The organism is Micromonospora psammae (genome assembly GCF_036902725.1).
In the GTDB taxonomy this organism is placed as follows: domain Bacteria; phylum Actinomycetota; class Actinomycetes; order Mycobacteriales; family Micromonosporaceae; genus Micromonospora.
Genome location: NZ_JBAKHM010000011.1, coordinates 107,532 through 131,017, shown reverse-complemented (window position 1 = coordinate 131,017; position 23,486 = coordinate 107,532). Strand labels below are relative to the sequence as shown.

Sequence of the window (23,486 nt, the reverse complement as noted above, 5' to 3'; positions counted from 1 at the left end):
GCCGCAGGCCGGTGGGGTGGGTCAGCTGACCGGGGTGAGGGAGTCGGACTGGGCCGGGACGGCGACCTGCTCGCCGATGGCGGCGCGCTTGCGGGCCCGGTGCGCGGCCACATGGGAGCGGGTGGCGCAGCGCTCGGAGCAGAACCGGCGGCAGCAGTTGGACGAGGTGTCCAGGTAGACGTTGCCGCAGCGCTCGTCCGCGCAGACCCCGAACCGGGCGCTGCCGTACTCGCAGAGCCAGACCGACAGGCCCCAGGCCGCGCCGGCCAGGTATTCCGCGCTGACCGAGGCGCCCCGGCTGGTCACGTGCATGTGCCAGTCGCTGGAGTCGTGGCCGGAGATCCGCGGCTGCACCGGGAACGCCTCCAACAGGGCGTTCAGCTCGGCCACCGCCTGGGCGTCCCGCCCGGACGTGCCGTACTCGAAGACGTCGCGCAGGCGCTTCTGGGCCCGCCGGAAGGTGGCCAGGTCGCGCTCCGCGACCTCGTCGCGCATCCAGGCGTTCTCGTCGGGGAAGATGGCTCGCAGGTCGTCGAGGTCGTCCAGGCGGGCGTTGACGAGGTCAACACCGGTCCGGGCGTACGCGTCGAAGTTCACGACACCAACGGTAGACGACTCACGCCGGACGCGGCGCGTCGATGTAGTGCGGCAGGAACCGCGCGTAGCCGTCCGTGATGAGGCTCCGGCTCTCCCGGACGCCCAGCCCGGCCGACTCGCCGTCGACGATCCAGCTCCCCAGCACCGTGTGGTTGCCGGCGAACTCCGGCAGCGCCCGGAACTCCTGGTAGCAGAAGCCCTCGTCGCCGTAGTCGCCCGGATTGGTGATCTCGGCGTCGGGGGTGACGATCCGCACCGAGCCGCCCTCCCGACCGAGCAGCGGCTTCGCCACGTACTCCGGCATCCCGCGCGGCGAGTCGAGGTACGCCGGGAGCAGGTACTCGTGCCCCGGGTAGAGCTCCCAGAGCACGGCCAGCAGCGCCTTGTTCGACAGCAGCAGCTTCCAGGCCGGCTCGATCCAGGTGGTCGGGGTGCCCGGGTCCAGCGCCGGCGGCCCGTACGGCTCGGCCAGCATCCACTCCCACGGGTAGAGCTTGAAGCAGGTGGTCACCGGCCGGTCGTCCGCGTCGACGAAGCGCCGGCCGTCCCAGCCGATGTGCTGGATCGGCAGCAGCGTGACGTCCAGCCCCGCCTGGTGGGCGGTCTCGGCGAGGTAGCCGGCGGTCATCTGGTCCTCGCCGGACTCCTCCTCGTTCGACCAGGCCACGTGCACCCGCCGGTCGTGCAGGCCCGCGCCGATCTTGGCCCAGGCGCCGACCAGCCGCTCGTGCAGGCTGTTCCACTGGTCGGCCTCGGGCCGGGTCTGCTCCAGCCAGTACCACTGGATGATGCTCGCCTCGACCAGCGCGGTGGGGGTGTCGGCGTTGTACTCCAGCATCTTCGGCGGCCAGGAGCCGTCGTAGGCGAGGTCGAAGCGGCCGTAGAGGGTCGGCGGCGTCTCCCGCAGCGACCGGGCGACCGCCTCGGTGGCCCAGTCGGGGATGCCGAACTCGGCGTACCGGCCGCGCGCCACCACGTGCTCGGCGGCGGCGACGCACATCCGGTGCAGCTCCTCGGTCGCCTCCTCCAGCCGGAGCACCTCGTCCAGCTCGAAGGCGTACGCCGCCGTCTCGTCCCAGTACGACATGGTGCCGCCGTCGGGCAGCTCGGTGTCGACGTACACCAGGCCCTGCTCGCGGATGGTGGCGTCCCAGTCCGGGCGCGGGGTGACCGTCTCGCGGCGCACCTCAGCCGCCGCAGGAGGCGAGGTGGGTGCCGAAGCCGCCCCGCTCGGGCAGGGCCGCGGCCACCGGTTGCGGCGCGGTCCGGCCGGCGTCGGCCGTGACGGACGGCACGCGCATGGCGAGGGCCACGGTGTCCCCGCCACCGACCGGGCCCAGGGCGCAGTCGTCGTCATCGTCGTCGGAGCCGCTGTTGCAGCCGGAGAGGGCCAGCGCCAGCGCGGTGAGCGCGCCGAGCTGCACGGAGGCCGACCGGAGTCGGCGGCGGGGGTGTCGGTCCACGTCATCGTTGTAACCGATGAACGCCACTCACGGGCACCCGTTCGTGGTGCCTGTGATGTGGTCGGTACCTGGACGTGGGCGGTCCGGCCGCCCCCCGACGGAGGGCCGCCCAGGGGCGTTACGCTCGGCTCATGCTCCGTTCCGTCATCCTCGCCGCCTCCCGGTCATCCCAGGTCGAGCGGCTCATCGCGACGGCCCCGTTCACCCGGGACGTCGTCCGCCGGTTCGTCGCCGGCGCCGGCACCGACGACGCGTTGCGCGCCACCCGCGAACTCGTCGCCGCTGGCCTCGCGGTCACCATCGACAACCTCGGCGAGGACACCGTCACTGCCGAGCAGGCCAACGCCGTCCGCGACGAGTACCTCAAGCTGCTGAGGCTGCTCTCCGCCGCCGGGCTCACCCCGCCGGCCGAGGTCAGCGTGAAGCTTTCCGCCCTGGGCCAGAAGTTCGACGAGCAGATGGCGTACGACAACGCCCGGGCGATCTGCGCGGCGGCCGACGAGGCCGGCACCATGGTCACCCTGGACATGGAGGACCACACCACCACCGACTCGACCCTGGACGTGCTGGCCAAGCTGCGCAAGGACTTCCCGTCGACGGGCGCGGTGCTCCAGGCGTACCTGCGGCGTACCGAGTCGGACTGCCGTGAGCTGGCCACCGCCGGGTCCCGGGTGCGCCTGTGCAAGGGCGCCTACAAGGAGCCGGAGTCGGTGGCCTACCAGTCCGCCCGCGAGGTGGACAAGTCCTACGTGCGCTGCCTGAACGTGCTGATGGCCGGCGACGGCTACCCGATGCTGGCCACCCACGACCCGCGCCTGATCGCCATCGGCGAGGACCGGGCCCGCTGGTTCGACCGCGGGCCGGAGCGCTTCGAGTTCCAGATGCTCTACGGCATCCGGCCGGAGGAGCAGACCCGCCTGGTCGGCGAGGGCTACACCGTGCGCACCTACCTGCCGTACGGCGAGGACTGGTACGGCTACCTCATGCGCCGCCTGGCCGAGCGCCCCGCCAACCTGGCCTTCTTCGGCCGCGCCCTGCTCTCCAAGAAGTAATCCGACGAATTGGCCCCGGACGGGCCGGTGGGACGCCGTCCCGCCGGCCCGTTCGTGGTTGGTGGGGAGGCCTTGACCGCATTGGCTAACTCCATTAGCTTAAAAGCTATGATGATTAGCCGGGTGGAGCGGGACGGTGGCACCATCGCCTACGAGGTGCACGGCGAGGGGCCGCTGGTGGTCCTCTCCCACGGCATGGGGGAGAACCGGCGTTCCTTCCGTCACCTGGTGCCGCTGCTGGTCGCGGCCGGTTACCGGGTCGCGTCGGTGGACGTCCGGGGGCACGGCGAGTCCAGCGCCGGCTGGCCGTCGTACGCCCCCGCCGAGGTCGGCGCCGACCTGCTGGCCGTGGTCCGTACCCTCGGCGGCCCGGCCACCCTGGTCGGCAGCTCGTCCAGCGCCGCGGCCGTGGTCTTCGCCGCCGGCGACGCGCCCGAGCTGGTCAACGGCATCGTGCAGATCGGCGCGTTCGTCGCCCAGCCCAGGCCCAACCCGGCGATGCGGCTCGCCCAGGCGGCCGTGCTGCGCAGTCCCCGGCTGTTCGGCATGTTCCACCGGACGCTCTTTCCCTGCGGCCGGCCCGCCGACGACGCCGCGTACCGCAAGGAGCTGGTCGCCGGCCTGCGCGGCCGGATGGCGGCGGTCCGCGGCGTGATCGCGACGGTCGACCCACACTGGACGGCCCGGGCGACCGACGTGCGGCAGCCGGTGCTGGTGCTGATGGGCGCGAAGGATCCCGACTTCGCCGACCCGGCGGCCGAGGCGCGCGCCGCCCGGCGACTCTTCGCCACCGCCGAGGCCCGCATGATCGCCGACTCCGGCCACTACCCGCACGCCGACCAGCCCGAGGCCACCGCGGCCCAGCTGGTCGAGTTCCTGGCGGTGACCACCCGTGCCTAGGGCCGGGCTCACCCCGCAGACCGTGGTGCGCGAGGCGGCCCGGCTCGCCGACGAGGTCGGCTACGAGCGGCTCACCCTCGCCGCGCTGGCCGGCCGGCTCGGCGTCGCCCTGCCCAGCCTCTACAAGCACGTGCGGGGGGCCGACGCCCTGACCCAGCGGCTCGCCGCGCTGGCCACCGCCGAACTCGCCACCGAGCTGACCACCGCCGCGGCCGGTCGGGCCGGCGGCGACGCGCTGCGCGCCGTCGCCGCCGCCTACCGCGACTACGCCCGGCGGCACCCGGGCCGCTACCCGGCCACCCAACGGGTACCCGACCCCGCCGACCCCGAGCACGTCGACGCCGGGGACCGGGCCGTCGGCGCGATCTACGCGATCCTGCAGGGGTACAGCCTCACCGGCGACGCGGCGGTGGACGCCGCCCGGGCGCTGCGCAGCGCCCTGCACGGCTTCCTGACCCTGGAGGCGGCCGGCGGGTTCGGGCTGCCCAGGGACGTCGACCGTTCGTTCGACCAGCTGGTCTCCGCCCTCGACATCGCGTTCCGGTCCTGGCCCGAGCCGGAGAGCTCCCGGTGAGGGCCGTGCTGCTGGCGGTCGCCCTGCTGGTGGAGCTGGCGCTGCTGGCCGCCGCCTGGTGGGGCGCACCCTCGACGCCGGACCGGCCGTACGGCTGCTGGCCGGACTCGGCGCGCCGCTGCTGATCGGGGCGGTCTGGGGGACCTGCTGCTCACCGAAGGCCCGGGTGCCGCTCACCCCCGGCCGCGAAGTACGCCGCGCCGGCGGCCTGCTGCTCGCCCTGGCCGGCCACCCGCTCCTGGCGCTCGGCCTGGTCGTCGTCTGGGCGGTCGACCGCACGATGCTGACCCGCGCCAGCCACCCCGCCTGAGCCACCGCCTGAGCCATCCGCGCCATCCGCGCCATCCGCGCCACCACGCCACCACGCCACCACGCCACCCAAGCCGCCGCGCCACCGGCACTGTCTGCTGTCACGGTGGCTCGGCCTGCGGGCGCTCGGTCCGGCTGCCTCTCATGGAGCGGTCGGTGTGCAGGCGCTCGATCCGCGTACCTTCGCTGGTGCGGTCGGTGCGCCGGGCGTTCGGCCCGGGCGCCTCGGCTGCTCCGGCCCGGTCTGCCTGATGCTCGATCCCAGTACCTCCGGCGGTGTGTCCCGGTGCTGCCCCCGGGTCGGCCCGCTGCCCCGGCTGGTCGCTTCGGCGCCTTTAGAGCTGATGTCGTAGATGAATCAACCGGCGTCCCGCGCCCTGCACCCGTGCCCGACCCCTGACAACGGGCACCCGGGCCGGCACCTGCGCCGGCGCCCGGGCTGGCACCTGGGCCGGCACCGGGGCTGGCACCTGGGCCGGCACCGGGGCTGGCACCTGGGCCGGCACCGGGGCTGGCACCTGCGCTGGCGCCCGGGGCTGGCACCTGCGCTGGCGCCCGGGCTGGCACCTGGGCCGGCGCAACCGGCGCCGTCCGGCACGCTCGCCGTTCGGCACCCCGAGCCTGGCTTGGCCGCCCGCCCTGCCTTCGGCGACCTGCTTCCTGTGCTCGGCGGCCTGTTCCTCCGCTGGTCACCGTCACCGTTGCTGACGCTGATCCGTTGACGACATCAGCTCTAAAGGACGCCAGCTCCTCACGTGACGGTCGGCGTGTGTCGTACCGGCGTCACCTTCGACGCGCGGGCGGCGCTGGCCGGGATCGCCCGATCGGTCGTACCCTTCGCCGGTGACCGACCCGGTGGACCCGCCGCGCCCGCGACCGCCGCGCCCGCGACCGCCGCGCCCGCGACCGCCGCGCCCGCGCCTGCGGTGGCCGCGCCCGTGGTGGCCGCGACGGACGGCGCTCGTGCTGGTCCTCGCGGCACTGGGCAGTGGCCTTCCGGTGGTGCTGGGGGCCGACGCGCCGCGCCCGCCGGCGCGGGACCCAGCCGGCGCGGAGGAGCCGGCAGCGTCCGCCGCCCGGCGGCTCGGCGAGCGGATCGCCACGCAGCTCGACCGGCAGTCCCGCGCCCTCCGCGACGGCGACCGGGCCGGCTTCCTCGCGATCGCCGACCCGGCGGCCCGGGCCAACCTCACCCGCCGCTTCGCCGCGCTGCGGGCGCTGCGGGTCAGCGTGTGGCGGGCCGAGCCGGACGGGCCACCCACCCGCGAACCGCAACGCCCGGGCCAGTGGCGGCAGGTCGTCACCCTCCGCTACTGCCTGGTCGTGCCGGACTGCACGCCCAGCCCCGTGCCGGTCGTCACCCGGTGGCGGGAAACCGGCGATGCGCCGATGTTGGTCGCCGTCGAGGAGTCCCGCTACGGGCGGACCGGCGCGCGGCCCTGGGAGGTCAGCGAGCTGGTCGTCGCGGTCGGCGAGCGCAGTGTCGTGGCCACCACTCCCGCACAGCGCGGCAAGCTGCCCGGCCTGCTCGCCCAGGTCGAGGCGGCGGCGCGGGTCGCCGACCGGTACGCGACCGCCGGCACGCCCCCCGACCGGTACCGGGTCTTCTACGCCGGCCGCGCCGAGTGGAAGCGCTGGTACGGCGGCGGACGTCCGGCCTGGACAGCCGGATACGCGGTCAGCATCGGCGGCGGCCACCACGAGGTCGTGCTCAACGCCGACACGCTGCGGCCCACCGGCGTCGGTGAGTTGCTGCGGCACGAGCTGACCCATGCCGCCTCCCTACCCGCGCGGGGTCATTCCGCCCGGGACAGCTGGTGGCTGATGGAGGGTCTCGCCGAGTACGCCGGCGCGGACGGCGCACCCGTCCTCCGCTACGAAGGGCTCGACCAGGTCCGCCGCCTGGCCGGCGCGGGTTGGAACGGCCGGCTGGACAGCCTGGCTCCGGCCGACGACGCCCCCGCCGACCGGGTCGGCGGCAGCTACGGCGTCGGCTACCTCGCCGTCCACCACCTGGTCGACCGGTACGGCGAGCAGCCGGTCCTCGACTTCTTCCGGACCGTGGTGCACCGGCGCGTCCCGGTCCACCGCGCCGCCGAGCAGGTGTTCGGCGAGCGCTGGACGACGCTGCACGACGACTGCGTCAACTACGCCCGGGCAGTCGCTTCCTGAGCCTCCGGCAGATACGCACCGTCCCGCGCCGACCGGGGGTCGACGCGGGACGGGCTTCGCGAGCGGGTACGGATCAGGGCCGCTCACCCACGGTCACGGTCGGATCAAGGGATCTCCGTCCAGGTGCCGTAGGCCGTGCCGGCGGACGGCTGGGCGGCGGTCCAGATCCGGTTGTCGGCACTCCGGGCGACCAGCGTGAGCAGGCTGCTGCCGTTCAACGCCGGCGTCGGGTCGCTGCCGAAGCCGACCGTGGGGGTCCCGGTGCCCATGACACCCCAGGCGCCGAAGGCGCCGCCGACGGTGGACTGGCCGGCGCCCCAGATCCTGCCGTCGGTGGCCCGGCCGTAGAGCACGAGCCGGTCGCTGGAGGTCAGCAGCGGAGCCGGGTCGCCCACGAACGTGGGCTGCCCCGTACCGATGACGAACCAGGCGCCGAACGGCCCGCCGACGGTGGACTGGCCGGCGCCCCAGAACTTGCCGTCCGCCCCGCGGGCGTAGAGCACGAACCGACCGCTCGGGGTGAGCAACCCGACCGGGTCACCGACGAAGCCGCCGGTGGGCCCGCCCGTGCCGATGTCCTGCCAGGTGCCGAACGCGGTACCGGGCGAGGGCTGGCCCACGCCGTGGATCCTGTTGTCGGTGCCCCGGACGTACATCACGATGGCGCCGGCGCCGTTCATCATGACGTGCGGCCGGGAGGCCACCCCGGCCCCGCCCACGCCGATCCGCACCCAGTTGCCGAACGCCGAGCCCACGGCCGTCTGGGACACGCCCCACACCCAACCGTCGGCCGCCCGAGCGTAGATCGCGATCGTGTCCGCAGTGGACAACACGACGCTCGGATCGCTGATGAAGCCGGCGGCGGGCTGGCCCGTGCCCACGAGCTTCCAGTCGGCGAACGGTGAGCCGACCGCCGGCTGACCCACCCCGTACATCTGGTTGTCGATGCCCCGGGCGTAGATGACGATCGTGCCGTTGGCCGCCTTCAACGCCGTCGGGCTGCCGATGAAACCGCTCCGGTTGCCGATCCGAACCCAGCTGCCGAAGGCGCCACCGACGGTGCCCTGGCCGCTGCCCCAGATCCAGCCGTCCGCGCCGCGCCGGTAGGCGAGCAGGGTGCCGCTGGCCGACTTGACCACCGCCACGTCGCCGCTGGCGGCCGTGTCCGCGTCGATGGTCCAGACCCGGTTCCAGGTCTGCACGTAGGCGAGCTCGCCCTTGAACCAGCCGCCGTGACTGCTGGCGGCCGTCCGGTGGCTGCCCATCCGGAAGGCGCCGGTGGCGCTCCACCCGGTGGTGTGGGTGGCGCGTCCGGCGTTGACGCCGCTGACGTACAGCGCCATCGCCCCGCTCGACCTGGTGAAGCTGGCCGTGACGTGCGTCCAGACCCCGGGCCGGGCCGTGCCGGGGGCGCTGACCGCCGTGTCGTACGTCGGGCTGGTGGCGTCCGTGCGCGGCATGGCGAACCGCCACGACTTGTCACCGGCATCGGTCCAGAGCTTGAAGCCCGCGGTGTTGGCACCGTCCTGGGACAGCACCGTCCCGCCGAGAACGGTCGGCTTGACCCAGGCGGAGACGGTGAAGTCGGCATTGGTGTCGATCGCCGACGAGGCGGTGTACAGGGCGCCGCTGGTGCCGTCGAAGACGACGTCCGGGTCGAAGGCGTCCCCGGTGCTCCAGGTGACACCGGCGTTGCCAGTGGCGTGCAGGGTGCCGACCGTGTCCTTGGCGGTGGTCACGGCGCCGCTGGTGCCGTCGTTGAGCTGCCAGGCGTGGGTGGAGGTGACCAGGGTCTGCGCGGGCTGCGCGGTGATCGTGCCGGCGCCGCCGGTAAGGCCGGTGACGTGCCACGCCTTCGTCACTCCGCCCGCCGCGACGGTCCACAGGTCCGCGGTGCCGTCACTGTTGATGTCGGCGGCCCGCAGCGCCAGGTCCGCGCCGGGGTTCCAGCTCGTGGAGAGCAGGTACGGCGTGTAGGTGAGCTGGTCGACGCCGTCGAAGGCGAGACCCGTCCAGAGGTGCAGGGCCCCGGTCGTGCGGTTCCACAGGAACATCGCGGTGCCCCCGGCCAGCTGGGCCGTGGTGATCGTCCAGTTCTCCCAGTCGGTGCCGCCGGTCGGGGTCGCCCGGTTGATCCGGAGGGGATTGCCGTAGAGACCGGTGGCGAAGAAGTTCGAGTAGTACGTCAGATGGTGGCCCACGGTGGCGTCACCGCTGACGCCGATCAGCTCCGGGTAGCCGGTACCCGCCCCGCTGCTGTTCCCGGCGTTCGCCAGCTGCACCGGCACGGTCCCGTCGGAGTCCACGAGCAGGTCCCGGGAGAGGCTGAACTGGTTGCCGCTGAGCTGAGCCTGGATGACCGACCCGTCGCCGTTGGCGCGGAGGATGCCGCCGGTCCCGGCGTTGGCGCCGGTGGGGTAGTAGACGAGGACGTCCTGGAGCCCGGTGCCGGTGAAGTGGCCGGTGGCGATCTGCGCGCCGGTGAAGTCGGCCGGCGAGTTGAGGCCCGTGACCCCGTTGCCGCGGGCACCGATGTTGGTGCCGGCCACCGCGCTGTGCTCACTGCCGCCCGGGGCGAGCCACAGCCCGGGTGGCAGTCCGCGGGTGGCGCCGACCGTCACCAGGTCCGGCGCGTCGTCGCCGTTGAGGTCGCCGTCCGGTGCGGTGGCCGCCGGGTTGGAGTTGAAGGTGACGCTGGCGCTGTCGCCGATGTTCCCGCCGGCGGAGACGCTGGTGACGGTCAGCGTGTTGGTGAACCGGGTGGGGACGACGGTGATCGTGGCGGCACCGTTGGTGGCGGTCACGTCGACGGGCGGGCCCGCGTTGAGCTGGTAGACGTACCCGCTCGGGTCGGTGCCGGTCGCCTTGGTCACGTCGATGCTGAACGGCGCGCCGATCGTGGTGGTGCCGTCCGCCGGGTCCGGCACCCCGGGTGCGCCGGGGCGGGTCGGGTCGAAGGTGAACGAGCACGCCTCCGACCAGTCGCCGGTGGCGCCGAAGTCGGTGGCCTGGACCTTCCAGGAGAAGCTCGTCGGCTGGCCGCCGTTGGTGGCGGTGACGCCGGCCGCCGTGCGGAGGGTGCCGACCGGTACGACGAGGACCGCGGTGGAGCCGGAGGAGTAGGTCAGCAGGCTCGGGTTGGACGAGGCGAGCGCCGTCTGCGTGGTGTCGGAGGACTTCCACAGCTTGAAGCTGACGCCGAGGGTGCCGCCGTTGGGGTCCGAGACCGGGGCGTAGAGCGAGACGGAGGCGTCGCCCACCACGGTGCCGCCCGCGCAGGCGGTCCTCGGTGAGGTGGTCAGGCCGGTCGGCTTGTTGGGTTTGTGGTTGTAGAGGATGGTCAGCGTGGGGCTGGTCTCCAGGAATTCCTTCCAGCTCTGGGTGTCGCTGGCCTCGTTGGCGGCGATCATCCGCAGGGTGCGGGTGGGCTTCTTGTTGGTGACGTCGGCCTTGATCTGGTTGGTGATGTCGAAGGAGACGGCGGCGGCGTCGCAGCCGCTGTAGCCGTGGGCGAAGCTCCTGGAGGCGGCCAGGGGCCCGTTGCTCTGGGTCTCCCAGTAGTTCCAGGTGGCGTTGCCCGAGGTGAGCACGGTGCTGGGGGCGTAGACGTTGACGGTCCTGTCGGTGCAGCTCCACGACCGGGTGTTGGTGATTTTGAAGGTCGCCGAGTTGATCGTCGCGCCGGTGAGGGTGCTGTGGGGCACCGGGAAGTTGATCAGGGTGTTGGAGCGTTGGCTGCCGGAGTTGCCGACCTGCATGCGTCCGATCAGGTCGGGGGTGTTCTTCCAGTAGTTGGTGGACTGGTGCTGGTAGGAGATGGTGGCCCAGCCGGACATCTTCGGGCCGACGGGCGTCCAGGTGAAGGTCGGGTCGATGTAGACCGGGTAGACGGTCCTCGCGTCGTCCAGCAGCTTCCGGTCCGGGGTCAGGTGGAGCTTGCCCGGGGCGATCCGTACTCCGATCGCGGCCGTCTTCGCCGCCTGCCCCGGCGCGGCGCTGGTCGACGCCGCGCCACGGGCCGCCGGACCTGCCGCGGCGGTGCCGGTGGAGTCCCACATGACCGGAGCCGGAGCGGTGATCACCGTCTCGCCGTGGGCGTCCCGGCCGGTGATGTTGCCGGTCGCGTCGGCGGTGAGGCTGATGTTCCGGGCAGTGGTGGCGAGGTCGAGGCGGGCCAGTTTCGGGTTGGCCGCCGCGGCGCGGTTCTTGACCACGAAGACGTGGGAGAACGAGCCCTCGCCGGTGACCCGCACGGTGAGGTCCACCCCGGGCAGCACCTCTGCGTAGGTGGCGGTGGGCCCGGACAGGGTGGGCTTCGGGAGGGCCAGCGGTGCGGTGAACGACAGTGCCCGGCTGCCGCTGGTCATCTCGGCCAGTGCTCCGGTGCCGCCGGGCGAGAGCCGGATCGGGCTGGTGGTGACGGCCGCGGTGATGCTGCCGTCGGCGTGCCGGACCAGGGTGGGGTCGAGGTTCTTCCACCGGCCGTCCACCCGGGTCCGGGTTGGCACGGCCGACTGGGTCAGCTCGACCACCCCGTCCGGACGGGCGGTGATAGTGGCGCTGGAGGTGCCGGCAGCCGTCGCCTCGACCGGTTTGCCGGTACGGCGGGCCTGCGTCATGGCCTGGTCCACCCCGAGCGGGGTGGCGGCCGGCTCGGCGGCCGGGGAGGCGGGTGCGGCGGCGACGGGCGCACCGGCCACGGCGATCGCGACGGTCGTCAGTAAGAGGCCGGCCGCCGTGGCGGACGCGACCAGGCGACTGGAACTTGGGGATGGTCTTCTGGGCATCGAGAGGTGACTCCTAGGACGCGGCCGCGTGGTGCGGCCTTCCGTGAACGACTGGTCCGCCGGTGGGCACGTGTGCCGGCGGGATGAAGGGGATGCGCGAGCTGAGATGGACGACGGCGGGCCGGACCCGCAGGCCCGACCCGCCGTCGTCAGGTCACCAGCCTGTGGTGATCTGGGTGCGGGCGCCGAGCATGCCGCCCGTGGTCCCTGGATACAGCCACAGGATGCCGGTCGAGTTCTCCCGCGCGATCACGTCCGGCTTGCCGTCCCGGTTGAAGTCGGTCAGCCCGAAAGAGGTGTAGCCAGCCCAGCCGATACCGACCTGGGTGATCTTGTCTGGTGCCATGTCGTAGTGCCGCAGGATGCCCGTGCTCGCCTGCCGGCCGTACATGTCCGGCGTGGCGTCCCCGACGACGTTGGCGACGCCGTACCCCGTGAAGTCGGTGGTCCAGCCGTTGCCGATGTCCATCCGCGTGCCGTTGCCGCCCTTGAGGTCACCCGGGTAGACCCACATGTCGTTGGTCGAACCAGCGGTGAAGATGTCCTGGTAGCCGTCCCGGTTGTAGTCGGCCACACCGAACGGGCGGTAGCTGCACCACTGGATCCCCAGGAAGGTGGGGGTGGGACTCAAGTCATCCGCCGTGCCCAGGAAGACCTTCAGTTCGCAACTGCTGTTGTCCCTGGCCACAATGTCCTGATACCCGTCATGGTCCCAGTCGGCGATGCCGAACGCGGTGAACTGGTCCCACCCGGTCGAGATCAGGCGCGGCGCGGTCAGCTTCGCGTCCTGCTTGCGATACCTCCAGAGGTTGCCGTCGGCGTCGCTGGCGTAGATGTCGGTCTCCACCCGGCCGGTGCCGGGTGGGGTCCAGGTGGTCGACCCGACCGGCGTGAGGGAACCGCTCTTGGCGCTGTTGGTCGCAGCGACCTGAGTCGGGGTGAGTGCCCGCTTCCACACCTGCAGGTTGCTGATCATGCCGGCGTAGTACGCGGCGGGAGCGCCCTGGTACTTGTAGCGGCCCACCACGAACTTGCCGGTGCTCGGCCAGGTCGGCGTCGCGGTGTACTGGGCGTCGCCCTTCAGCACGCCGTTGACGTAGAGCGAGATCGTCCGGGTCTCGGCGTTGTAGGTCGCCACCAGGGGCGTCCAGACCCCCAGCGCCGTCCCGGCCGGCGTCACCACCTGGGTGTACGACCACCCGCTGTCGGCGTTGCCCAGTCCGAAGCGCCAGGTGTTGTCGCTCTCGTTGTTCCAGAGCAGGAAGCGTGACGCGTTCGCGCCGTCCTCGCTGGCGATGACACCGCCGGCGGCGGTCGGCTTGGCCCAGACCGAGATGCTGAACGACTTGGTGGTGTCGATCAATCGCTCGTTGTTGACGAGTGCGGTTTTCTTGGTGAGGTCGACCTCCGTCCCGCTGCCGTCCGTGTTCATGACGATGGCCGGGCTGAACAGGTCACCGCTGCGCCAGATCGCGTTGGAGCCGATGGTGCCGGTCGGCACCTCGACGCCGAGCGACTTCCCGCCGGAGAGGTCCGTGGCGGTGGTCACCGCCTCGCTCTCCTGGTCGTCGAACTGCCAGGTGTGGTCCGAGGTGATCAGCGTCTGCTTCGGCTGGGCGGTGATGGTGGCGCTGCCCGCCTGGAGGTTGGTCACCAGCCAGGTGGTGGTGAGCGCGCCGGCGCCGACGGTCCACAGGTCCGCGATGCCGTCGCCGTTGATGTCCCCTGCCCGCAGAGACAGGGAGGCGCCGGTGTTCCACCCCGAGGCGGCGAGGGTGCGGGCCGTGTAGGTCACCTGCCCGGTGTTCTCGTCGTAGCGCAGGTCGGTCCAGAGGTGCAGGGCCCCGGTGGTGCGGTTCCACAGGAACAATGCGTTGCCGGTGTTCGTCGGAGCGGCGGTGATGGTCCAGTTGTTCCAGTCGGCGCCCCCGGTCGGGGTGAGCGCGCCGGTCGAGGTCGCCCCGTAGTAGCCGGCGGTGATCGGATTGGTGAAGTAGTAGGTCAACTGGTAGCCGGTCGTGGCGTCGCCGCTGGTGCCGATCAGGTCGGGGAAGGTCCACCCCAGGCCGCGGCTGTCGCCCACGTTGGCAAGCTGGATCGGGGAATTGTTGTTCTGGTCCCGCAGTGACTGGGAGTCGATGCCGAACTGGATGCCGCTGCGCTCCGGCATCAGGACCGAGCCGTCACCGTTGCCGGCGATGACCCCGCCACCACCGGCGTTGTCGCCGCCGGGGTAGTAGACCAACACATCCTGGAAGCTGCCCCCGGTGAAACGTCCCGTGAGTACCTGGGCGCCGTTGAAGTCGACGGGGGAGTTCTCCCCGGTGACGCCGTTGCCCCGGGCGCCCATGTTGCTGATGGCAGGGTTGACGCCCGCCTCGCCGTTGTTCTCCGCCAGCCAGAGCCCGGGCTTCAGGTTGTTGGCCGATCCGACGGTCAGCAGGTCCGCCCTGCCGTCACCGGTCAGGTCACCATCCGGGGCGGGCGTGGGCGGCGGATTGGAGTTGAAGGGGAGGCTGTCGGTCTCGCCGAAGTTCTTCCCGGCGGCGGTCACGCTGGTGACCGCGATCGTGTTGGTGAAGCGGGTCGGCGTGACGGTGATGCTCGCGTTGCCGCTGCTGTCGGCCGTGACGGCCACCGGCGGTGCCGCGTTCAGCTGGTAGGCGTAGCCGGTTGGCGTGGTTCCGGTCGGCGGAGGCGCGATCGTGAAGGTGGCCGGCTGGCCGATGGTGGGCGCACCGGTGGGCGGGGAGATCTTCGGCGGCCCGGCGCGCGTGGCGTCGAAGGTGAACTTGCAGGTGACCGACCAGTTGCTGGCGGTGCGGAAGTCCGTGGCCTGGACCTTCCACGCGAACCTCGTCGGCACCGGCTTTCCGGCGCTGTCGAGGGACTTCGAGGTGAGTACATCCCGGGGAACGATCCGCACTGCGGTGGTTCCCGAGGAGTACGTCAACAGGTTGGGGTCGGTCGGGACGATGGCGGTCTGGGTGGCGTCGCTGTCCTTCCACACCTTGAAGGAGACGCCGAGGGTGCCACCGTTGAGGTCCGAGACCGGGGCGTAGAGCGAGACCGCGGTGTCGCCGACGATCGTGGGGGTGGCCGCGGCGCAGGACGTCGTCGGCGAGGTGGTCATCCCCGTTGGGGTGTTGGGCTTGTGGTTGTAGCGGATGGTCAGGGTGGGGCTGGTTTCGAGGAATTCCTTCCAGCTCTGGGTGTCGCTGGCCTCGTTGGCGGCGACCATCCAGAGGGTGCGGGTGGGCTTCTTGTTGGTGACGTCGGTCCTGATCTGGCTGCTGATGTCGAAGGAGACGCCGGCGGCGTCGCAGCCGCTGTAGCCGTGGGCGAAGCTCTTGGAGGCGGCCAGCGGGCCCTTGCTCTGTGACTCCCAGTAGTTCCAGGTGGCGTTGCCGGAGCTGAGCGTCGTGCCGGGGGCGTAGACGTTGACCGTCTTGTCGGTGCAGCTCCACGACTTCGTGTTGGTGATCTTGAAGATGGCGTCGTAAATCTCCGCCCCGGCCAGCGTGCCGTGGGGGACGGGGAAGTTGATCAGGGTGTTCGAGCGTTGGCTGCCCGAGTTGCCGACCTGCATCCGGCCGATGAGGTCGGGGGTGTTCTTCCAGTAGTTCGTCGACTGGTGCTGGTAGGAGATCGTCGCCCAGCCGGACATCTTCGGCCCGACCGGCGTCCAGGTGAATGTCGGGTCGATGTAGACCGGATAGACGGTCCTCGCGTCGTCCAGCATGCCCCGGTCGGGAGTGAGGCGGAGCTTGCCGGCGGCGATCTTGACGCCGATGGCGGCGGTCCGGGCGCCGCGGCCGGGGGCGGCGGGGCTGGAGGTGGCGTTCCGGTTGGTGGGGCCGGCCTGGGTGGTGGCAGTGGCGGCGGAGTCCCACATGGCCGGGGCCGGCGCGGCGAGCACGGTGCGGCCGGTGCGGTCGCGTCCGCTGATGTTGCCGGCCGGGTCGGCGACCAGGTTGACGTTCCTGGCGGTGGTGGCCAGGTCCAGGGTGCTGAGCCTGGGGTTGGCGGCGGCGGCGCGGTTCTTGACCACGAAGACGTGGGAGAAGGCACCCTCGCCGCTGACCCGGACGGTGAGGTCGACGCCGGGCAGCACCTCGGCGTAGGTGGCGGTGGGCCCGGAGAGGGTCGGCGCGGGTAGGGCCAGCGGTGCGGTGACCGACAGGGCCCGGTCGCCACTGGTCATCTCGGCCAGGGGGCCGGTGCCGCCGGGCGAGATCCGGATCGGGTTGGTGCTGACCGCGGCGGTGATGCTGCCGTCGGCGTGCCGGACCAGGGTCGGATCGAGGTTCTTCCACTGCCCGTTCACGCGGGTGCGGGTCGGCACGGCGGACTGGGTCAGCTCAACGGTGCCGTCCGGACGGGCGGTGAAAGTCGAGGTCGAGGTGGCGGCCGCGGTCGCCTCGACCGGCTTACCGGCCCGCTTCGCCTCGACCATCGCCTGGTCGACGCTGAGCGCGGCGCCGGCCGGCTTCGGGGCCGGCTTCGCCGGCGCGGCGGCGACCGGCGAGATGGTCAGGGACGTGGCCGCGGTGGCCATGAAGAGGCTGGCGGCGACGCCGGTCGCGACAGCTCTCCTCCCGTCCGTCCTATCTGGAGGGTCGTTCCTGGGCATGAAGAGGTGCCTCCCCCGTGTGGCTGTCTACGGGCTCGCGTCGCGAGTCCGGTGAGCGGCCACAGTGAAACAGTTGAGGCGGCCTCCGGGGAACGCCTTTCGTCACAGGAAGTTGTCCCGTTCGGACTCTCTGCGACCGATTTGGACCCTGTGATCTCCATCTATCGTTATCTTCCCGTGACCTTGATCGATCGAAGACATGAAACATTGTTCGCGCCACGGGGGTGCGCAACCGAACACCCTGCGTGGCTTTCGTTCTATCTCGCAGAGGTGAGGTTCGGATGGTCGGGCACGGGGGCTTACGCCTGCTGACTCGTCCCAGACGTCTGGTCGCGGTAACCGTGGCCACGTCGCTGGTGGCGAGCTTGTTGTCGGGATCGCCGGTGTCGGCGAAACCCAGGGGTGGCGAGCTGGCGAAGGCGCCGGCGACGTCACCTGGTCGGTCGGTCAAGGGCGTGAAGCCGTTGCCGACGAAGTTCGTCACGCCACCGGATGACGCGAAGTCGAACTTCAAGCCGACCCGGGTGTCGTGGCCGAAGGCCGCGTCGGCCCGGGTCGACCTGACATCGGCTTCGGCCTCGGTTGCGGGGGCGCGGGGTGCCGCGGCAGCGAAGATGCGCGCCGCGGGTACGCCGGTGTGGGCGCAACCGGTGGCCGGCCGATCGGCCGGTCCGCGCAGCCTGGAGGTCAAGGTCGCCGACCGCAAGGCCGCCGAGGCGGCCGGCGTGGACGGCGTGCTGCTGTCCGTCGCTCCCGACGTGTCTTCCGGCGCGGTGCGGGTCGGTCTGGACTATGAGGGGTTCGCGGAGGCGTACGGCGGCAACTACGGGTCGCGGTTGAAGCTGGTCCAGCTGCCGGCGTGTGCATTGACGACGCCGAAGCTGAGCGAGTGTCGCACTGATCAGCCGTTGGCGTCGACCAACGACGTGGCCGCGAAGACGGTCTCGGCCGAGGTTGCGATGGCGACGTCGGACACGCGTCTGCAGGGCGCAAGTAGCAGCATGATGGTGCTCGCCGCGACCGCTGACGGTGGCGGCGCCGGCGGAACCTATGACGCTACCGATCTGAAGCCGTCCGAGACGTGGGCCGGTGGTGGTAGCACCGGCTCGTTCACGTACTCGTATCCGATCACCACACCACCGGCGGCCTCGAGCCTGGTGCCGACGGTCGCGCTGTCGTACGACTCGGGCAGCGTGGACGGGCAGACCGCCGCGACCAACGCCCAGGCCTCATGGGCGGGTGACGGCTGGTCGACTCCGCGCTCCTTCGTCGAGCAGAGCTTCGCGTCCTGCCGGGACGACCCGGGAGGCAGCCCTTCCCCGGTCAAGACGTTCGACCGCTGCTATGACGGGCCGGTCCTGACGCTCTCGCTGAACGGGTCGTCCACGTCCCTGGTCTGGGACGCGACGAAGAAGGTCTGGAAGCCGGAGTCGGACAACGGTGAGGTCGTCACCCACGTCGTGAACTCGAACAACGGCACCGGTACCTACAACACCGACTACTGGCGGGTGACCCTGCGCGACGGCACGACCTACGAGTTCGGCCGCAACCGGCTGCCGGGCTGGGCGTCCGGTAAGCCGGAGACCAAGTCGGTGGACCACATGCCCGTGTATTCTCCGCACGCCGGTGACCCGTGCTACAACTCTGCCGGGTTTTCGTCCTCGGTCTGCACCATGGCACGCCGGTGGAACCTCGACTACGTCACCGATGCCAACGGCAACGCGATGGCCTACTACTACGACCAGGCCACCAACTACTACGGCCGTAACATGGGTGCGACGGATGTCGCCTACGTGCGGGACAGCAACCTCGCCCGGATCGACTACGGCTTCCGCGACAACGGCGCTTACGGCACCGTCCCGAACCGGGTCGTCTTCAACACCGGTGACCGCTGCCTGGCCGGCACCTGCCAGCCGCTCAACTCGACGAACAAGGCGAACTGGCCGGACGTGCCGTTCGACCTGATCTGCAACTCGGGGACCAACTGCACGGCATGGAGTCCGTCGTTCTTCTCCACCGCGCGCCTGTCGTCGATCGAGACGCAGCAGTACAACGTCGCCACCTCGGCCTACGAGGAGGTCGACTCGTACGCTCTGGCGCACACCATGCCGGCAACGGGGGACGGGACTGCGCCGACGCTGTGGCTGTCGTCGATTACCCGCACCGGCCACGACACCAGTGCCGGTGGCTCCACCGCGCCCATCACGCTGCCGTCGATCTCGTTCACAGGCATCAAGTTGGCCAACCGGGTGGACACCACCGGTGGCTTGCCGTCGTTCTACCGGCAGCGCCTCGCCACCATCACCACCGAGACCGGCTCGGTCATCTCGCCGACCTACGAACTCCCGTCGGCGTGTGCTGCCCCGGTGACCACGGATCCGGCGGCGAACGCCAAGTCGTGCTACCCGATCTACTGGACCCCCGACGGCTACGTGAACCCGATCAAGGACTGGTTCAACAAGTGGGCCGTCACCCGGGTCACCTCCACCGACCCCACCGGCGGCGCCGCAGCCCTGTCGAGCAGCTACAAGTACCTCAACGGTGCCGCCTGGCACTACGACGAGAACGAGGTCGTCAAGGCCAAGTACCGCACCTACGGCCAGTTCCGCGGTTACGGCAAGGTGCAAACTCTGACCGGTGACGGCGTCAACGACCGCCGCACCCTGTCTGAGACCGTCTACTACCGCGGCATGTCCAGGAACAACAACACCACCGTCGTCAACCTGACCGACTCGGCCGGCGGCGTGCACGAGGACGTCGACGAATTGGCCGGCCGTGAGTTGGAATCGACGGCGTACCTCGGTGAGGGTGGCCGGGTTGACTCGTCCACGATCACCTCGTACTGGGTATCCGGCGCCACCGCGACGCGCAGCCGTAGCGGCCTGCCGGCTATGACGGCGCAGTGGGTTGCGCCGATCAAGACGTACACCCGGCAGGCGGTCACGAGCGGCGCTTCGACGACGTGGCGGTACACCGCCACCGAGAGCAGCTACGACAGCAACACGGCCAGCGCCACCCTCGGCGTTCTCAAGCACTCCTACACCTACGCGATGCCGGCGGGTACGGCCTACGACCAGTGCACCAGCTACACCTACGCGCCCGTCAACACGGCCAAGAACCTCGTCGGTCTGGTGAGTCAGACCGAAACGGTCTCGGTAGGGTGTGGCGGTTTCACCCAGGGCACGCCCGCCAGCGAAGCGGGCAGCGTCAACACGCTGGCCGCGCCCGCGACGGTGAATCGGCCGGCGCAGGTGGTCGCAGCCCAGCGCACCTTCTACGACGACCCGGAGTTCGCCACGACATTCCCTCAACCGACTGCTCCCGCCACGGGGAATGCCACCCTCACCCAGGTCGCCAAGGACCATGTCTCCGGCGCCTACGTGTGGCAGACGGACAGCAGGACGACGTACGACCCCTACGGCCGGGTCGTCGATGAGTACGACGCCAAGGGCAACAAGACGACCAGCGCGTACACGATGAACGGTGTGAACCTGCTGACCGGGAGTTCCCAAACGAACGCGCTGGGGCACGTCCGATCCACGACGTTCAACACCCGTCGCGGGAATGCGGCGACCAGTACGGATGCGAACGGTGTCGTTGCCCGCCAGCACTACGACGCTCTCGGCCGTAGTACGGCAGTGTGGCTGAACAACCGTGCGACCAGCAGCCCGGCGAACCACAAGTTCGCCTACACGGTGTCGAGGACCGGCGTCACCGCTCTCACCAGCCAGGAATTAAACAATTCCAACGGCTACCAGACCTCGGTGGTCATCTATGACGCGTTGCTGCGCGAGCGGCAGAGCCAGGAGGTGACCCCGCAGGGCGGTCGGATGATCAGCGACCAGTTCTACGACACGCACGGATGGGTCCGGTCGTCGTACAACGGTTGGTGGGACGACGCGACCACTCCGACGGTGAGCACCCCGGTGTCGGCGACCAACCTGGGCAAGCAGGTGCCGAACCAGACCTTCACCACGTACGACGGGTTGGGCCGGCCGGTCATCGTCACGAGCGCCAAGGACGGCGTGACCGTCTCGACGGTGACGACCGTGCACGGCGGTGACCGCACGACTGTCGTCCCACCGACCGGTGGAGTCGTTGAAGCTGCGGTCACCGACCCGATCGGCCGGGACAGGGAGCGGCACGAGTACAGCACCCGTCCGACCGTCGCGACGCCGACGGACACCTTCACCGGCACGTTCACCGTCACCGGGGGCACCGCCGCCGTCAGCAAGTACGGCTACGACGGCCACGGCAACCAATCCACCCTGACCGACGCCAAGAGCAATGTCTGGACGTCGAACTACAACCTGCTCGGTCAGGTCGAGAGCAAGGCCGATCCGGACAACGGCAGCAGCAGCATGGTCTACGACGCCAACGGAAACCTGACTCAGTCGACTGATGCGCGGAACAAGGCGCTGTCCTTCACCTACGACGCGCTCAACCGGAAGACCGGTGAGTACGCGTCGACGGTGGCGAACCAGTCGTCGGCGAATCAGCGGGCGGCGTGGGTGTACGACAACAGCAACGCCGTGGCCGGGGTCACCAATGCCATCGGCAAGCTGACCACGACCATCGCGTACCGCGACGGACAGGCGTACACCACGCAGCAGAAGGCGTTCAACGTCTTCGGCAGCTCGCTCGGCATGACGGTCACGATCCCGGACACCGAGGGAGCGCTTGGCGGGTCCTACTACTTCGGGCACTCCTACACCTCGGTGTTGGGTCTGCCGTTGACCGACACCTACCCGGCCAAGGGCAGCCTGCCCTCGGAGACCGTGCTGCACGGCTACTCCGGCGTGCTGGACCTGCCTACCACCCTCGGCGGTGCGGCCGGTTACGCCAACGGGGTCACCTACGACGCCTACGGCCGGGTGAACCAGCAGACCCTCGGCTCGGGTACCAACCTGGCGTACGTCACCAACACCTATGACCCGCACAACAGTCGGTTGGCCAAGCAGCTCGTCACCCGCTCGACAACCATTCCGTCAACGGTTGACGAGCAGGAGTACCGGTACGACCCGGCCGGCAACATCACCCGCAAGATCAGCAAGCGGCTTGGGGTTGCCACCCCCGCCGAGACCCAGTGCTACAGCTACGACGGCCTGGCCCGGCTCACCGAGGCCTGGACCGGCACCGACGCCTGCGCCACCACGCCGACCACCACCAACAAGTCCATGGTCGGCAACAGCATCGGCGCAGGCAGTGCCTACTGGACCAGCTGGAAGATCGACCTGATCGGCAACCGCGAGGAGCAGGTCGAGCGCAACCTGGCCGGCGGCACCGACATCACCACCACCTACACCTACGACGGCAACGGTCAGAACAAGCCCCACACCCTGACCTCGGCCACCAAGACCGGCGGCGCCACCGGCACCACCTCCTACACCTACGACGCCGCCGGCAACACCACCGGCCGCAACGCCGCCCAGGGCAACCAGACCCTTACCTGGGACGACGCCGGCAAGCTCACCGGAGTCACCGGCGGCACGAGCGGCAGCAACTCCTTCATCTACGACGCCGACGGCAACCTGCTGCTGCAGAAGGAGGCCGGCAAGAACACCCTCTACCTGCCCGGGCAGCAGCTCACCCTCGACACCGCCACCAGCATCATGGGCGGTGCTCGCTACTACCAGTTGCCAGGCGGCGGTAGCTGTGTCCGTACCGGAAGCGGCGCGGCCTACACCTTCGCCGTCTCGGACCATCAGGGCACCCCGTCGCTCTATCTCGACAGCACCGCCCAGAACCCCACCTGGCGGCAGTACACCCCCTACGGCGGATCCCGCGGTGCGACTGTCACCGCACCCGACAACCGGGGCTTCCTCAACAAGCCGGTCAGTGCCACCGGGCTGACGATGGTCGGCGCCCGTCCCTACGATGCAGCGATAGGCCGCTTCGTCTCCGTCGACCCACTGCTGGACGTCGATGATCCGCAGCAGTGGAACGGGTATTCGTATGCCAACAACACGCCGATCACCCTGAGCGACCCCACTGGCATGATCCCCAGTGACTGCCTCGAGTTCGACTGTTACGGCTACGATCCGCGCCCGCTCAAGAAGGGCGATGGTCGTGGCGCCGGGGGTTGCCCGCACGGGTGCGGCACTCCCAAGAACCTGTCGTGGGGTCAGAAGCACGGCAAGAGCACTACCCGAGCCCGTATGCACCGCCAAGGCGTCAACGCTGGCGCCTTTCGGGGACCGGGTCACCGCGGCTGTCCCCAGCCCGACTCGTGCCTGAGCAACGAAGAGCGAAAGGCGCGCCAGGAAGCCAAGGAGGCGCTGCAGGATAACGAGCGTCTGCAAATGCAGCAGGTGAAGGAGTGCGACGACGACGACGGCGCCTGCTTGATGGGTTCGCGAGGAAAGCGGAATATCTTCGAGCAGTTCACTGATGAGGAGAATGAGGCGCTCAGGCAGAGGAAGGAGGGCGAGAAGGTCTCGAACCCTAAGGCCCTCAAGAGTGCTCTGAAGAAACAGAACACTAACGAGAAGGCTGAAGGTGCCCGTAACCAGAAGAAGCGGCAGAGTCAGTATGGTGCGGGTGAACGGCAGAAGAAGACTGATGAAGCTGGCGGCGGAGAGCAGGGTGTGCAGTTCCAGGCTCCTGATGCCGAGTCGGCGGCGATCGCCGGAACGGCAGCCACTGTCGGGCTCGTTGTCCTGTGTATCCTGGTGTGCATTTTCGCCCCAGGGATCGCCAGTGCTTAGCAGAGTGGCTTAGGTGGAGAGAAATTGAGCGTCGACGACGGTAGAGGTCCGGCCGGGGACTCGAGCTGCTACTACTATTCGATCGGCTTGCCCCTCGGCGAAGGGCAGGACGATGTGCCTGCACTGTTGCGGCATGTGGCGAGTTCCATCGATGAACTCGCCAAGTACGGAACGGTTGACATCTCGGGCCTGATGTACAGCAACGATGAGGTGAACGAATACGGTGAATGGCCTCGGGTGACCGTCTTCTACACGCTCGATTAGTGGTGTAATTCCGCCGGATGCTTTGGGG

The 23,486-nt window shown here is 70.3% G+C and carries 14 protein-coding genes; 9 read left to right on the top strand and 5 right to left on the bottom strand.

The features are described 5' to 3' along the window. Positions 1 to 21: 21 nt before the first annotated feature. The 3 genes from V6U79_RS15675 to V6U79_RS15665 are packed head-to-tail and all read right to left on the bottom strand — an operon-like array spanning position 22 to position 2,060. On the bottom strand, positions 22 to 597 hold the full coding sequence (locus V6U79_RS15675; RefSeq protein WP_334525318.1) for a CGNR zinc finger domain-containing protein: 576 nt from the start codon (positions 595 to 597) through the stop codon (positions 22 to 24). A 19-nt stretch (positions 598 to 616) separates the two neighbouring features. Continuing rightward, entirely contained in the window at positions 617 to 1,783 is a 1,167-nt protein-coding gene (locus tag V6U79_RS15670; protein WP_334525316.1) for a glutathionylspermidine synthase family protein, read from the bottom strand. A gap of 1 nt (position 1,784) precedes the next feature. Then, positions 1,785 to 2,060 (bottom strand): hypothetical protein, encoded by a 276-nt coding sequence (locus tag V6U79_RS15665; RefSeq protein ID WP_334525314.1) that lies wholly within the window; start codon positions 2,058 to 2,060, stop codon positions 1,785 to 1,787. A gap of 131 nt (positions 2,061 to 2,191) precedes the next feature. On the opposite strand from V6U79_RS15665, the gene V6U79_RS15660 reads away from it, so the two are divergent. From V6U79_RS15660 to V6U79_RS15630, 7 genes are all read left to right on the top strand, one after another. Then, positions 2,192 to 3,112, top strand: coding sequence for a proline dehydrogenase family protein (locus tag V6U79_RS15660; protein ID WP_334525311.1), 921 nt, complete (start codon positions 2,192 to 2,194; stop codon positions 3,110 to 3,112). Between the two features lie 108 nt (positions 3,113 to 3,220). Continuing rightward, positions 3,221 to 4,012, top strand: a complete 792-nt coding sequence (locus tag V6U79_RS15655) for an alpha/beta fold hydrolase (RefSeq protein ID WP_334525308.1) — start codon at positions 3,221 to 3,223, stop codon at positions 4,010 to 4,012. Then, complete coding sequence (locus tag V6U79_RS15650) at positions 4,005 to 4,586, top strand: TetR/AcrR family transcriptional regulator (protein ID WP_334615056.1); 582 nt, start codon at positions 4,005 to 4,007, stop codon at positions 4,584 to 4,586. Before V6U79_RS15655 ends, V6U79_RS15650 begins: the two co-directional genes overlap by 8 nt. Beyond that, positions 4,583 to 4,711, top strand: a complete 129-nt coding sequence (locus V6U79_RS15645; RefSeq protein ID WP_334615055.1) for a hypothetical protein — start codon at positions 4,583 to 4,585, stop codon at positions 4,709 to 4,711. Before V6U79_RS15650 ends, V6U79_RS15645 begins: the two co-directional genes overlap by 4 nt. Next, on the top strand, positions 4,681 to 4,896 hold the full coding sequence (locus V6U79_RS15640) for a DUF2568 domain-containing protein (protein ID WP_334615093.1): 216 nt from the start codon (positions 4,681 to 4,683) through the stop codon (positions 4,894 to 4,896). Before V6U79_RS15645 ends, V6U79_RS15640 begins: the two co-directional genes overlap by 31 nt. Positions 4,897 to 5,248: 352 nt before the next feature. Further along, a complete protein-coding gene (locus V6U79_RS15635; RefSeq protein ID WP_334615054.1) occupies positions 5,249 to 5,617 on the top strand; it encodes a hypothetical protein in 369 nt (122 codons plus the stop codon). 241 nt (positions 5,618 to 5,858) lie between these two features. Further along, positions 5,859 to 7,067 (top strand): hypothetical protein, encoded by a 1,209-nt coding sequence (locus tag V6U79_RS15630; RefSeq protein ID WP_334615053.1) that lies wholly within the window; start codon positions 5,859 to 5,861, stop codon positions 7,065 to 7,067. A gap of 104 nt (positions 7,068 to 7,171) precedes the next feature. On the opposite strand, the gene V6U79_RS15625 is transcribed toward V6U79_RS15630, so the two are convergent. Continuing rightward, a complete protein-coding gene (locus V6U79_RS15625; protein ID WP_334615052.1) occupies positions 7,172 to 11,767 on the bottom strand; it encodes a DUF8189 domain-containing protein in 4,596 nt (1,531 codons plus the stop codon). A gap of 241 nt (positions 11,768 to 12,008) precedes the next feature. After that, positions 12,009 to 16,487, bottom strand: coding sequence for a LamG-like jellyroll fold domain-containing protein (locus tag V6U79_RS15620; RefSeq protein WP_334615051.1), 4,479 nt, complete (start codon positions 16,485 to 16,487; stop codon positions 12,009 to 12,011). A 341-nt stretch (positions 16,488 to 16,828) separates the two neighbouring features. Here V6U79_RS15620 and V6U79_RS15615 point away from each other — a divergent pair, with 341 nt between their 5' ends. Both V6U79_RS15615 and V6U79_RS15610 read left to right on the top strand, forming a co-directional pair. Next, on the top strand, positions 16,829 to 23,194 hold the full coding sequence (locus V6U79_RS15615; RefSeq protein ID WP_334525291.1) for an RHS repeat domain-containing protein: 6,366 nt from the start codon (positions 16,829 to 16,831) through the stop codon (positions 23,192 to 23,194). A 24-nt stretch (positions 23,195 to 23,218) separates the two neighbouring features. Next, positions 23,219 to 23,458, top strand: coding sequence for a hypothetical protein (locus tag V6U79_RS15610; RefSeq protein ID WP_334525288.1), 240 nt, complete (start codon positions 23,219 to 23,221; stop codon positions 23,456 to 23,458). Positions 23,459 to 23,486 lie beyond the last annotated feature (28 nt).